This is a genomic window from Chryseobacterium sp. 2VB (assembly GCF_005503635.1).
GTDB lineage: Bacteria > Bacteroidota > Bacteroidia > Flavobacteriales > Weeksellaceae > Chryseobacterium > Chryseobacterium cupriresistens.
Window position 1 is genome coordinate 138,591 of the sequence record NZ_SCNC01000008.1, and the last position, 14,502, is coordinate 153,092.

Below are 14,502 nucleotides of genomic sequence, written 5' to 3' on the forward strand. Positions count from 1 at the left end.
GGGCAGAGAGATAAAAGTTCAATATATTTGTGATAAAGATGTAGCTCATTAATAATAAACTTCGATGAAAAGATATCCGACCTTTTTATTAGCATTACTTTTTCCCATTACCATGTATAGCCAGCAGAATCTTACTGCTGATGAACTGTTTGTTAAAGCCCGCACCACCGCTTTTGAACAGAAAGATTATACTACATCTATTACCCTGGCAAAAGAGGCGTTGGCAAAAGCTCCCAATTATACCGATATTTCTGTTTTTTTGGGAAGGTTATATACCTGGAATAAAGATATTGAAGCGGCAAGAGCTGTGTTTGAAGATCTCGGAAAAAGAGAGGTTCAGGATGAAGATTATTTTCTGGCGTATGCTTCATTGGAATACTGGAATGATCAGAATACAAAAGCAATTGAAATTATAGATAAAGGACTTTCCTATCATTCAAAATCTGAGGCATTACTGCTGCTAAAGGCAAAAGTATATTTTGGAATGGATCATTATGAAGAAGCTGACAAAGCGGTAACCACTCTATTATCTATTAATCCCAAAAATACAGAAGCGAGGGCTCTTGCAGTAAGAATCAAGGATCTGTCTTCTAAAAATGCTATTGGAATTATTTACAACTATTCCCATTTTGACAAGCAGTTTGATGATGACTGGCATATTGTGGGAGTAAGTTACAAAAGAATTACATCTATTGGTTCTGTAATCCTTCGTGGCAATTATGCCAATAAGTTTGCACAAGGCGGAACACAGATTGAACTGGAAGCGTATCCAAGACTTTCCAAAATGTTCTATTTATATGTTGGCGGAGGATATTCTGATGATGTAGGTCTGTTTCCGAAATACCGTACCGGAGTTTCCCTGAATGCCAATCTTCCTCATAGTTTTGAGGCAGAGCTGGGTTACCGTCAGCTTCATTTCAGCAACAATATCTGGATGTATACTGCGGCTGTAGGAAAATATTATAAAAATTTCTGGTTCAACCTTCGTACTTATATCACACCTGACAGTAAAAATATTTCACATTCTTATACCGGAACGGTGAGATATTACACAAAAGGCGCTCAGGATTATGTTGCTTTTCAGATCGGAACCGGGATAAGCCCGGAAGAATACCGAAATAACCTTCTGGAAAATGAAACCTTTAAGCTTAAAACCTTTAAAATAGGTGCTGAGTATAATTTCTCTTACCGTTCTGTCAATCTTTTTTCTTTAGGAACCATGTATTATAACCAGGAATTCCGTCCTGGTGAGAAAGGAAATCAGTTTGACATTACTTTAGGCTACACCCGGAAGTTTTAAAACTTTGACCTTGCTTTTTTCTTAAAATTAACCATTACTGAATCCGGCATCAGTTTCTTTGTGGAATAAATCCGGGCATTCATGCTTTTATACTGATTGAACCGGGTATTGATCTTGTTCAGGGATGCTGCATCATTTGAAGTATCTTCCTCCATGTTCTTAAGGGTGAAAAGCTGCCCGTCATGGATATAATATTTCTCAGAAACAAAATCGATAAGCTGGTTTTTACTTTGCATCATAGGGATTCCGGCCTTGCTGATTTCAGAATCTGCAGAAAAGCCACGTCCTACCCATGTAACGGTAGAAGGTGTTTTGATTTGATAATTATTTCTGTAGTAAGCCAGAATCGAAGGCGCAATATCAAAATGACTTACCGTTTTATAGAATCGCTTTGATTCTTTTAATAACGGAGAATAGATTAATAATGGCACATGGAATCTGTCAATTTTAGACTGCAATGTAATTTCAGGCATACTGTGATCTCCTGTAATGATGAAAATGGTGTTTTTGAAGTCCGGTCGTTTGCTGTAACTTTCAAAAAAAACTTTAATAGCATCATCTGCATTCAATACCGAAATGAGCTGATTTTTGTGGGCAGATGCCCATTTTTTCTGTTCAGGAGTCAAAATTCCTGAATTAAGCCTTTGATTGTACAGCTTTTCATAATAATCTTTATTGTTGATTAAAAAAGGATTATGTGTGGAAAGTGTAAGAATCATATTGAAATAAGGCTGATTCTGGGGTTTTTGTTGCTGCAGCATTTTACTTAAAACAGCCTGGTCTTCATATCCCCAGCTCTCTCCGTTGTTGGCAGGAAGCTTACGGTAAGGGCTGCTGAAGGAAGCCTGGTCTATAATATGATCTGCACCGCTGTACTCAAGAAACTCACGGTAGCGGTCAAATGATGCATGACCTCCGTAATAAAATCCTGTTTCAAAACCGTTTGCTTTAAGGATATTATAAAGATTGAAATTCTCCGGTGTTTTTTCTATTTCAAGAAAGCCGTTCTTTCCGAAAGGAAGAGACCCTGTTAATGACGGTAATGCTCCGAATGTTCTTCCTGCTGAGCTTAAACTGTTTTCCCAATACAATCCTTTATGGGACAGTGAATCAAGATAAGGAGTGAAGTTTCCGATATATCCTTTTGGGGAAGTATACGCATGTCCGAAACCTTCCATCACAAGAAAAACAAGATTGGGAACTTTCTCAGATCGATTAAAGTAAGAACCTAAAAAATCCGGTGTGTTTTCTTTTCTCCAGAACGGATAGTTTTTATCAATCATTTCTGCATTGGCAGTAAAATCTTCATTTTCACCCAGCAATTCAGTGAGTTCCGGATGGTCGCTGATAAAATTGTCTTTATTGGATTTAAAAAAATAAGCCCATTTACTTTTTGCTGCATTTTGATTAAACTCACTTTCGGAACTCAAAATCTTTGCTCCCACTACATTGGAAGGAATAAAAAATGCTGTTAACCCGAAAATCAATAGTATTATTCCCGGATAGATTGATTTTAAAGCTCCTTTTCCTGCAATCCACAAAGGAATCAAGGATCCCACGATTAAAATTCCCAGCAATGCAAAGTTTTTGAAGTTCAGCATTCCGCTTGCCTGCAAAATCTGCTTCATCTCTTCTTTGCTGTAGTATAAAAGGTCGGCACCCAAAACATTGCGGGTTTCAGAAAAATACAGGAACAAAATATATTGAGTAACTGCTACAATAACCAGGGTGATTATTCCCAGAATTTTTGCCCATCCTTCTTTAACAAAATTAATAATCAGATATATAATTCCGACACAAAATGTCAGTTGAAGCGCAAATAAAATGTTTTCTAAGAAAAGATGACCAATAATGGCTGATGTTTCAAATTTTGGAAAAGTATATTTGTACCACAGTGATTCTGCGGTTATTCCTAATAAAAATAAGGCAAAGAAAGCCAATGCCAGCATTCCCCATTTTTTAAGTCCTGCCTGAAGAATGGCATATATCCTTTCTTTCAGCGGTAAATGCTGTGTGCTTTGATTGAAGCCCTGTCTTGTCATTTCACCCCAGCCATGGGATTTTTTGAAATAATCTATAAATCCGTTAACGCCTGCTTTTACGACAATAGGATGAAAATAAAAAGGTTCGGAAAAAGCGGTAAAAATTAGTCTAAGGAAGTCTTTCCTTTTGGTATAAACCTGATGGCTGACAAGATCCACCAATATCGCATAGATGGAATAGAGGAATCCCATTGAGATGACGAGGGCAAACAAGATCAGAAAGAAGGGCCAGTTGATAATCCCAAGCAATAAAAAGATGATAAAGATAATATACCCTGAAAATTCGATGAGCGGCCCCAGAAATTCAAAGAAGAACCAGTAAGGAAGACTGATCATTCCTAATTTTTTATATTTCGGATTGAACATGAGTTTTCTGTGTTTCCACAGAGTTTCCATGGTTCCGCGCATCCATCGGTTTCGTTGTTTTCTGAGAATATCTTTAGATTCCGGAACTTCTGTCCAGCATAGCGGATCCGGAATGGTAAGTACTTCGTAAGGCTCATTCTTTTCCTCCATATACTTTCTCATTCTTACCACCAGCTCCATGTCCTCTCCCACTGTGTTTTTATCATAGCCACCGCAGGCCAGTACAATTTTCCGGTCAAAGACTCCAAAAGCCCCGGAGATCAGGATCAGTCCTGATGCTCTGGACCATGCCATACGTCCCAGTACAAAAGCCCGGATATATTCCAATGCCTGTGTTCTTCCCAGTAGGGTTTTCGGCATATTGACACTTACTACTTTTCCGTTTTCAATGACACAGTTGTTGGCCAGACGAATCACTCCACCGCAGGCAATAAACTTTTTATCAGTCTGCTCCAGCATTGGTTTTGCGAGTTTTAAAATCGAATCCTGCTCGAGAATACAGTCAACATCAATACAGACCAGATAGTCTCCGGAAGAAATATTGACTCCAACATTTAAGGCATCGGCTTTTCCTCCGTTTTCTTTATCAACAACAATCAGTTTTTTGAAGGCCGGATTTTTACTTTTATAAACTCCTCTTACCGCATTGGTTTCAATTTTTCCCTGAATAAAATAAGCTACAGACTCAAGTTCGTAAGCCTCAATCAGCTTTTGCATGGAATCATCTTTACTTCCGTCATTTACAATGATAATTTCCAGATTATGATAGTAAAGGGATAACAGTGAACGTACATTTTCTACAATGGTCATTCCTTCATTATATGCCGGAGCTATAACGCTGAATACCGGAGCATTGGGATTGGCCGCAATAATGCTGTAGTCTGTAAATGTATTTTCTTTTTTATAACGTAATACAGCGCCAAGCGCATAAATTCCTATCCAGCCATAGATAAGGGCTACTGCTGTTCCGTAAATCAGAAACAGCCAGATAACAACTTCATAGATGATGTGTGAGAATTCTAACATGCTTTTTCCTGTAATGCGTATTTAATAATTTGAATGAGTTCTTCAGAAGAGGTTTCCTTTTGGGATATCTCTTTAAGGAATTCCTGTTTCTCCAATGCACATAAAGCTTCTGCTGCATATACTTTTATCCCTGAATCCGGATTTTCCAATAACTGATCTTTCAGAAAATCCGTACTGTACTGGTCTTTTGACTTTTTCATGACTTTGAGAATCTCTTTCTGTACTTCAGCTGGCTGATGGGGATAGATTTCCATAAGATCAGCGATTGTTGAAGAATTTTCCAGCGATAATAAAGTTTGCACTGCCTGAACCCGTACATCAGCAGATGGATGATTCAACAAATCAGTAACTGTTGGATAAAGTGATAATATCTGAAATTTTCTTAAGAGTTTAAGGGTAAAAATAACTACGGATTCATTAGAGCTTTCCATCCAGCTTTTAATGCTGTCTCGGGAATTCTCCGGAATATGTGTTACGGAAATAAGCAGACGAAGCTGCTGCCATTCTGATATTTTGGAGGAAATGCTGTTCAGGAAATGAAGACCTTCAAACCCCTTAAAGTTAACCATTGCATATTGCGCCTCCTGATACACCTGAGCTGAAGGATGGGTTAAAAATGTAGAAATTTTTGGCAACGCTTCCTGTACGTGCATGGCGGTAAGTTCCTGTATTCCTCCTGCAATAATATGTTCCTTCTTTTGATTGAGTTTTTTCAATGCTTCTTCCTGAAGGCCATATTCATGAAATAAATCTTTAAGTTTATTCTGTGCTGCTCCGGAAAATTTTTTCTCGGATTCTGCCAGTTTCTGAAGAAACAGATTTCTGAATGAAGGAGTACCAGATGCTGTTAAAAAATTAGTGTCTGCAGCCAATTCTTCTTCACCATATACAATCACTTCTGAGATCTTTTTATTGATCACCTCAGACCATCTGAAAACCCGGATAGATTCTCTGTACTGATAAAAGCTGTAGATCAGTACAACGATGATCAGTAAAAGTACTAAAGATAGCATTCCCAGAAAAACAAGAAAGAGAAAATGCACAGAAGTGGTGAGAAACATGGTTGTCGTTTATTTTGAAGAAAATCTTTTTATTCTTAGTATCAATTCATTGGGACTGAATGGTTTTACAATAAAATCGGCTGCACCCAAATCGAAGGCATTCAGTACTACTTCCTCCTGCCCCATACTGGAAAGCATGATTACCGGTATCTGCTTGCCCATGGTTTTAATGGCAGAAAGTATTTCAATTCCGGAAGCAAAAGGCATCATAATATCTGTTATGGCAAGATCTACTTCCCTGGTTTTAAGGGTTTCAATAGCGTCTTTCCCGTTGCGGGTCAGGATCACTTCGTGCCCTTCTTTTAATAATTTGTGTTCAATCGTTTTTAGAATCAGTTCGTCGTCTTCGGCGATTAGAATCAGCATAATTTTGGTTTTTTATTGTATTAAATTTTTAATTAATTGTAATCCTTTTGTTATTTCCCGGATCATTTCTTTTTCCATGGAGATAAAATCCATGTCGGGTTCCGCTTTACTCTCCCAGCTGGCCGTATTTTTTGTAAGTGTTACCAACCCCGCTGTTCCGGCTGTTCCTTTAAGCTTGTGAAGGATCAGTTTCAGATTAGTACTGTCTTTTTCAGCTGCGTGTTTTTTAATATCTTCTTCAGCCTGAGTAAGCTGTTGCATGACAAGATCCAGGAATATTTTTCTAAAATCTTCATCATCATCACCTATCTGTTCGTTCAGAAGATTTATATCGAGATCATTTTCTGTATCTGTGGTATTCTCGTCCGGAACATTATTCTCCTCTGGAACATTATTTTCACCAGGAATGTATTTTTTCAGTATTTCCAGCAGATCATTTTGTCTTAAAGGTTTAGGAAGGAAGTCATTCATCCCGGAATCCAGACACTTTTCCTTCTCTCCAAGTACATTACCGGCAGTGACGCCAATAATTGGGATATCAGAATATTCCGGAAGCAAACGGATTTGTTTTGTAGCTTCAATACCATCCATTACCGGCATCTGGACATCCATTAAAATGATATTGAATTTTTTTCCCTGACAAAGCTGCCATGCCTGGAGCCCATCCGTAGCTTCTGTAAGCTCCGCATCAGGAATCAATGAACCTATCATTTTATGGTTGAGAACCATGTTAACCGGATTATCGTCCACGAGTAAAACCTGTGGTGACTGCATCAAAAAGGAAGATTCGGTTTCCTGCTGTGAAATGCTGGTTACGTCTTTTTCCGTATTTTTCACAGCCCGGCTTAATGTTTTATAGAGTTCTTCTGATTTAATAGGTTTTAACAGGAAGTATGAATCGCTTTCCTGACGGAAATAATTAATCACATCATGTTCTTCAGATGAGGTATGAAGGATAATCAAAGGTGAGGATTCATTCTGCTGATTAAACAGGTCTTTGATTTTTTCTATGGTTTCCAGCCCGGAAATAATTGGCATATGGTAATCCATCAGGATAACATCAAAGCGTTCTCCCGCAAGTAAGATCTGAAGCGCCTCCATTCCATTGGCAGCCAGCTTTGAATCTATATTTTTATAAGCCAGCATGTGCTGAATAATAATCCTGTTGGCTTCATTGTCATCTACGATAAGAACCTTATTGATTGGCAGCTCTTCATCTTCATGACGGTCGGACATTTCATAAAGAACCTCTATATCAAAATAGAAGACAGAACCTTTATGAAGTTCGCTTACCAATGACAAGCTGCTTCCCATATATTTCAGAATATTATTGGAGATGGTCAATCCGAGACCTGTTCCTCCATAGCGTTTGCTGATTGAGCTGTTTTCCTGGGTAAAGGCATCGAAAATATGCTGCTGTTTTTCCTTAGGAATACCAATTCCGGTGTCTCTTACGGAAAATCTCAGGGTGATATTTTTGCTGTCCAGATTCAGTTTTTCTACTTTAAGTTCTATTTCTCCCTGTTCTGTAAATTTTACGGCATTTCCAAGAAGATTGATCAAAATCTGTTTCAGCCTTGATTCATCCAGCCAGATTGTTTCAGGAAGTCCCGGTTCTATATTCAGCAGCAATTCTATATTTTTTTTCTGCGACTGGTAAAGGATAACATTGATTACCTGACTTACCATGTCGTAAATATTGGCTTTTTCCACAATAAGATCCATTTTTCCGGATTCTACCTTAGAAAAATCAAGGATGTCATTGATGATATTCAACAGATTTTCTCCTGATTCATTAATATAGTGGAGATATTGAGTCTGTATCTCGTTCAATGGAGTTTTTAAAAGAAGGTCGGAAAAACCGATTACTCCGTTCAGCGGAGTCCGGATTTCATGGCTCATGTTGGCCAGGAATTCAGTTTTTGCTTTACTGGCAATATCTGCCATTTTCTTGGCATTTTTCAGTTCTCTGTTGATTCTTACTGAGGCTGTAATATTCTGGGCAGAAACAATAATTCCTCCTATAACATGATTGGAAAGATACCATGGTGTCACCTCTACGCTGTAATGCTGAATGATTTCTTTACCAGGAATTTCTATGGCCATGTCTTCATTCTTATAAGCCTTTCCGGCCAGTGCATCCTGATATATTTTTATTCTTTCATCCGGTACATTGGGCGATATCTTAAACATATTTTCACCAATAAGCCTGATGTCATTCATCTGAAACTCATCTTTCCAGCTTCTGCTTACAGAAACATAATTGAGATCTTTATCAAACATGGCTACCGTAGCAGGTACATATTTTACAAAAGATTGCAGCATAGCTTCTTTCCTGGCCAGTTCCAGGTAGATATTTTTGAAGGTATCAATATTCTGAATGATTCCGTAGACTCTGGTGCATACTCCATCCTCAAATTCCGGGATCCCTTTTACCCTTACCCAGATCATCACGCCGTCATTCTGTATAAGCTGTAATTCTTCATCGTAGGGAACGCCTTCTTTTACAGCCTTTTCGAATAAAAACTCCAGCTTTTCCCTGCTTTTTTCACTGTAAAATCCCAGTGCATTTTCAAAATCGGGCTGGAAATCTCTATCTATTTTATGGATTTCCCTGGTAGACTGTGACCAAAAAACGGTATTGTTTTTCAGGTTGACTTCCCATCCACCCACCTGTGCCACAGCACTTGTCTGTTCCAGCATCTTTTTGGTTTGAACAAGGTCTTTTTCCAAACTTACTCTTTCAGTAACATTCAGGGCAGTACTTACCACATAAGGATTTCCTTCTTTGTTGATTTCCACAAGATTGTGATACATCCAGATCATTTCTTCACCTCCTTTTGTTTTCAGGATCATGGTTCCGAAATCTTCCTCGTTTTTATTGATTCTTTCGAGATATTGCTCAAGAAGGTACCAGTTTTTTTGGGGAACAAGGTCTCTTAAATTCAATCTTTCTACTTCTTCAGAAGAATATTGCAGGGTTTCTCTTCCTTTTTCATTAACAGCAATGATATTACCTTCCATATCATGCATACTCATCAATCCTATGGCGTTTTCGAAGAAGCTTCTGAAGCGGCGTTCAGAGCTTTCCAGTTTATTCTTTTCTTCGATACGCTGGGTGATATTGATTCCGAAGCAAAAAATCTCCGAGTGGTTTTGATTGAGCTTTAAATACCATTCAATAATGATGGTTTGAGTATCATCTATCTTTGTTGAAGTCGTAAATGTAACTTCTTCATTGGTATCGGGAAGATTTTTGGAAAGCATTTGCAGCTGAGAATTGTGATTCCCTATCAGATCCATGAAATTCTGATTAATAACCTCTGCTTTATCTAATTGAAACACCTTCTCAAAAGTCGGGTTCACATCCTTCAGCACAAAATCCTTATCCAGAACACAGATCAGATTATTGGAAATGGTAAAAGTCTGCTGAAAATACTCAGCCTGGAGATTTTTCCTTTTTCCCATGAGAACTTTTGTGACTGCCTCCCCTATTTTTTTCAGGGTTGAAATCTGATCATCTGTAATTGTTTTAGGTTTGTAGTCGATAACACAGAGTGTTCCTAATACAAATCCCTCATCATCAATCAGGGGAACTCCCGCATAAAACCGGATTCCACCTGCCAGAATAATTGCGTTATCAGAAGATCTTTCGTCTAATAAAGTATCGTTGATAATAACAATATCACCACTGGCGATAGAGTATTGACATACAGTATTCTTCCTGTCTACAAAATCAAGAGCAAGCCCCACACAGCTTTGGATGGTCTGGGTTTCGCTTTCCATCATGGCAATAAGCCCTGCCGGGCAGTCTGTCACCAGACACGCTGTTTCTGCGAAAATATCTAACTGGGGGTCTTTTTCAAGATTTAAAAGACCAAAATACTCCAGTTTCTTCATTCGGCTTTCTTCATTCGCAGGAATTGGATACTTCTTCATATATTATATCAACAATTAGAGACTTTTCTTTTTTGATTATTAAAAAATGATAATCAAGGTCTTAAAGTTTATATTTTAAATATTTTTAAGCGCTTTAAATTATTATTTTAATAAGTAAGCCAAATTACAAAATAATTTTGTATTCTATTACAGTAAATATGTTAATAAAGCTATATGTGTATTTATTTTAAATTAGCTTACGTGAATTCTGTATTTATATTGAATTAACGAGCATTATGAAAATAAAAGCACCATAAGTGAATATGGTACTTAAAAGATGAATCGGGATGAATATAAGATGTTGATTATGTGTTTTCTTAAGGCCTGAGGATTGATTTAGAAAAAAGTCCATTCCCTGAAAATACGGAAATGGACTCACCACTTATCATCATCCAAATCACAACTATACTATGAACAGGGAAGCAATGGCTTGTGCATCGCTGCCGCTTAAAATTTCGTCGTAGGCTGCAGAACCTGCTGCGGCACCAAATAAAGTTCCGGTATTATAACCTGCCTGGTTGGTATTTTCTTCTCCTGCATAAACCGGATTGGTGGCGGAGGGCATACTTCCTCCGTTGGCAAGCTCAATCCATCCTTTGTTCGCTCGCATTCTTCTTACCTGTGAGGCATGTCTGGCTTCAACGGAGTGAATCTGTAACGCTGCCTGCAGAACCACTTTATTGGACATTACATTTCCTGCCTGCCCTTTGTAAGCTCTCACTCCGGTATCTTCAAAAGCCTGCGCAAGGATAAGAAACTGGTTATAATCCGTAAAAGGCATAAAGTTTCCGCCGGCTGTAAAATCAAAAATAGGTTTATTTCCGGGAGTTGTTCCTAAAGAAGTCAGTGTACTTTTCAGAAAACTTACATGAGCTGATTCATGCTTTGAAATCTGCATAAAGACGGTTCTGTCTCCATTGGGAATCAGTCCCGGGGTTGACAATCCTATGCTGTAATATTCATTTTCAAGATATTCCAGTACCAGCGCCAGTTGTAAAGCATCTGTAAGGGTACTTTTTAAAGCAGTACCTGTTAATGCTGTTTTGGTAGTTTCTGCTTTGGCAGGAGTGGCCATCATAGCACCCAAACCAAGGGGTACAGCTGCTGTAGCTGCTTTTTTCCCGAATAATGAAATATCAGTAATCGTTTCTAATCTTGATGCTTCCTTGGTGAAAAATTTATCATCAGAAAGTTTATCCAGTAATCTAAGAATATTCATAATGTGAGTTTTTAGGTTGATGTTTAGTTGATTCCTCTTTCTTTCCAGGTAAATGGTGTTTTGATAAATGCTCCGGCAGCCATTACGATATCTTTCGGCTCTTTGGCAAGATCAAGTCCGTTGGCATCGATCACATCATCTCCTGAAAAATCTGCAGATCCGGGATTGATTAAATTTCTGATAGCAGAAGCATGTCTGGCTTCCACAGAAACTATTTTACCGGCAATAACGAGATAAGCCGGATTGGAAATGTATTTTCCTGCTCCATTGTAAGCTGCAACACCGGTATCTTCCAGTGCCTTTGCTGTAGCCAGTACTGAATTTCTATCATTAAAATTCACATTCGGATACTGGAATTCAAGCTTGGGAAGCACATGATCTGTCGCACCACTAATGGCAACTTTGAAAAAATCCCTGTGAATCACCTCATGATGATAGAGGTCTGTAAAAATCTCTTTTTCAATACTTGAAATTCCTGTATAAAAATTGTTGACCACTTTCGTATAAAAATCTGCTTCAAGCTGTTCCAAAGCATAGGCATAATTTAATACTCCTACATCTCCGGTTCCAAGATCATACTTTGATTCTTCTATAATCTGGAAGTCATCATCATCATTACATCCGATGATGGTAAGGCCTGCAATAGCCAATCCTACTCCACTTAGTTTTAAAAAGCTTCTTCTGCTGGTATCAAGGGTTGCACCCTGATTAGAAACCTGAATTGTTTTTTTCATAGTATTTATTTTTAGTGTTGGATAAATAAGAGATAAAAACAGCACATTGGAATATGCTGTTTGAAATCTTGAAATTTGTTATGGCATCAATACTGTATCGATTACATGAATCACTCCATTAGACTGATTCACATCAGCAATCGTTACTTTGGCGCTGTTTCCTTTTGCGTCTTTTATGTAAAGATTTTTACCTTTTGTCCAGAATGTAAGATCTTCACCCTGTACAGTTTTCATCATGCTTTTTCCGTTTCCTGCTTTTACAGCGGCCCATATTTCTTTAGCGCTATATCTTCCTGGAAGAACATGATAGGTTAAAATAGAAGTAAGCATCGCTTTATTTTCAGGTTTTACAAGGTTTTCTACGGTACCTTTCGGAAGTTTGGCAAAGGCTGCATCCGTAGGTGCTAATACTGTAAAAGGTCCCGCACCCTGTAATGTTTCTACCAGGCCGGCAGCTTTTACTGCAGCGACAAGGGTTTTGTGATCCTTTGAGTTGACAGCGTTTTCAATAATGTTCTTAGAAGGATACATAGGAGCTCCCCCTACCATTACTGTTTTTTCTTTCATCGTTTGTGCAGTTACCTTCCCACTGAATGCAAATGATAGAGCTACCATTGCTAGAACTGTGATTTTTGATTGTGTGTTCATTGTAGTTATTTTTTTTGTTAATTATATTTAATTCGTGCTTTTAATGTCATTTACGAGGTTGGTTTTATTTTAGATTGAAAAAAAAATAAATTTATTTTAACATATTGATTTTCAGTTTATTAATTTTAAATCCATAGTGATTTTATAATACTTTCGATTTTTAAAAACCGTTTTTTAAACCAATTCTGAGGTACAATAATGATATTCTCAATAGGATTATTCTATAGCTTTATAGGTTAGAATTTCTGATATTGAATATTTTTCAATGATTTATATAAAATTGTGTACGAAATAAAAGATGTGTTAGATTTTATTGTCTATGTGTTTTATTTTATTACATTTGGAAAGAAAAAATAAAAGCTATTAAAACAACCTATTCTGAAGAGGAGCTTATCGTTTTATTGAAAGAGAAAAACGAAACTGGTTTTCATTATCTGTATGACCACTATTCCGGTGCGTTGTACGGGATTATTCTTCGTATCGTTCAGTCTAAGGAATATACCGAAGAAGTTATTCAGGATGTTTTTGTTAAAATATGGAATTCTATCCATCAGTATGATGCTTCCAAAGGGAGGTTTTATACCTGGATCATCAATATTGCCAGGAATACAGCCATTGATTATTTAAAATCAAAAGCTTTCCAGAATGAGCTTAAAAACCAAGCACTTCCGGATTTCGTATATAATACTGCAGAGCTTTCAACGACTAATCATTCTTCCGATTATATCGGATTTAACAACGTGCTGGAAGGTCTGGAAACAGATAAACAGGAGCTCATCGACCTTGCTTATTATCAGGGATATACCCAACATGAAATATCAGAAAAGCTGAAGATACCGCTGGGAACGGTAAAAACGAAAATGCGGAATGCGCTGATGAAATTAAAGGATTTGCTAAAAGATTATCAATAAATTGAACACTAAAGAATACATATCATCCGGAATTATAGAATCTTATATTCTTGGCCATGCTTCTCCTGAGGAAGCAGGGATTTTGGAGTGTGTGATGAAGAATAATGCTGAAGTAAAAGAAGCTTTTGAAGAAGCACAGAAAACTTTGGAACATCTTGCTACAGCTCAGGCTGTAACACCTCCAGATGATTTGAAATCGAAGATCTGGAACAAAATTCAGCAGGAACAGGTGGTTGAAGAAATAACTCCTGCTCTTTCACCAGATATTCCTGAAGTAGGAAGACAGGCCGAAAATAATACAGACAGAAAGGTGATTCAGAGAAGCACTCCCTGGAAAACCTATGCTATAGCAGCTTCGGTATTATTTCTGGTAAGTGTTGCCGGAAATGTATTCTGGATGAACAGCCAGTCTGCCAGCCAAAAAGAAATAGCTTTAATGATAGCTGATAAAAAGCAGAAGGATCAGGCTATGGAAAAAATGAACCGAAAGATGGATATGATTTCCAATCCCGATATGCAGATGGTGATGCTGAAGGGCGTAGAGAAGCACACAGACGCCAAAGCAATGGTTTTCTGGGATAAAAAAACAAAAGAAGTGTATCTGAATGCGGAAAAACTTCCTAAAGCTCCCGAAGGAATGCAGTATCAGCTTTGGGCCATAGAAGATGGAAAACCGATCAATGCAGGAATGTACACTGAAGATAAAGACAGCAAAATTGCTTTGGCCAATATTCCCAAAGCGCAGGCTTTTGCCATTACACTTGAAAAAGCAGGTGGAAGTAATGTTCCTACTATGGAAAATATGTTTGTAATGGGGGAAATCTAAACCCCTGTTGATACAAAACAAGGCGGACACAATCAATCCGCCTCGTATCTCCCAAATAATTAAA

10 protein-coding genes are annotated in these 14,502 nt (G+C 37.8%); 3 read left to right on the forward strand and 7 right to left on the reverse strand.

Annotation, left to right across the window (positions count from 1 at the left end; all coding sequences use genetic code 11):
• Nucleotides 1–64 precede the first annotated feature (64 nt).
• Nucleotides 65–1,300 carry a YaiO family outer membrane beta-barrel protein gene (locus FFS26_RS10140; protein WP_137904966.1) on the forward strand — a complete coding sequence of 412 codons (1,236 nt, stop codon included), beginning with the start codon at nucleotides 65–67 and terminating at the stop codon, nucleotides 1,298–1,300.
• Here the strand turns inward: FFS26_RS10140 and FFS26_RS10145 are convergent.
• From FFS26_RS10145 to FFS26_RS10175, 7 genes are all read right to left on the reverse strand, one after another.
• Nucleotides 1,297–4,734: a sulfatase-like hydrolase/transferase gene (locus tag FFS26_RS10145; RefSeq protein WP_137904967.1), complete on the reverse strand. Its 3,438-nt coding sequence runs from the start codon at nucleotides 4,732–4,734 to the stop codon at nucleotides 1,297–1,299. The genes FFS26_RS10140 and FFS26_RS10145 overlap by 4 nt on opposite strands.
• Entirely contained in the window at nucleotides 4,728–5,795 is a 1,068-nt protein-coding gene (locus FFS26_RS10150) for a HEAT repeat domain-containing protein (protein ID WP_137904968.1), read from the reverse strand. Before FFS26_RS10150 ends, FFS26_RS10145 begins: the two co-directional genes overlap by 7 nt.
• A 9-nt stretch (nucleotides 5,796–5,804) precedes the next feature.
• Nucleotides 5,805–6,161, reverse strand: coding sequence for a response regulator transcription factor (locus tag FFS26_RS10155; protein WP_110011584.1), 357 nt, complete (start codon nucleotides 6,159–6,161; stop codon nucleotides 5,805–5,807).
• A 12-nt stretch (nucleotides 6,162–6,173) separates the two neighbouring features.
• A complete protein-coding gene (locus FFS26_RS10160; protein WP_137904969.1) occupies nucleotides 6,174–10,100 on the reverse strand; it encodes a response regulator in 3,927 nt (1,308 codons plus the stop codon).
• Between the two features lie 403 nt (nucleotides 10,101–10,503).
• Nucleotides 10,504–11,319: a ferritin-like domain-containing protein gene (locus tag FFS26_RS10165; RefSeq protein ID WP_137904970.1), complete on the reverse strand. Its 816-nt coding sequence runs from the start codon at nucleotides 11,317–11,319 to the stop codon at nucleotides 10,504–10,506.
• A 23-nt stretch (nucleotides 11,320–11,342) separates the two neighbouring features.
• Nucleotides 11,343–12,053, reverse strand: coding sequence for a ferritin-like domain-containing protein (locus FFS26_RS10170; protein ID WP_110011587.1), 711 nt, complete (start codon nucleotides 12,051–12,053; stop codon nucleotides 11,343–11,345).
• A gap of 78 nt (nucleotides 12,054–12,131) precedes the next feature.
• Nucleotides 12,132–12,701, reverse strand: a complete 570-nt coding sequence (locus tag FFS26_RS10175; RefSeq protein WP_110011588.1) for a fasciclin domain-containing protein — start codon at nucleotides 12,699–12,701, stop codon at nucleotides 12,132–12,134.
• A gap of 401 nt (nucleotides 12,702–13,102) precedes the next feature.
• Between FFS26_RS10175 and FFS26_RS10180 the strand changes: the two genes are divergently transcribed.
• Complete coding sequence (locus FFS26_RS10180; protein WP_228406587.1) at nucleotides 13,103–13,612, forward strand: RNA polymerase sigma factor; 510 nt, start codon at nucleotides 13,103–13,105, stop codon at nucleotides 13,610–13,612.
• A gap of 1 nt (nucleotide 13,613) precedes the next feature.
• On the forward strand, nucleotides 13,614–14,438 hold the full coding sequence (locus FFS26_RS10185) for an anti-sigma factor domain-containing protein (RefSeq protein ID WP_110011589.1): 825 nt from the start codon (nucleotides 13,614–13,616) through the stop codon (nucleotides 14,436–14,438).
• The last annotated feature ends 64 nt before the right edge of the window (nucleotides 14,439–14,502 follow it).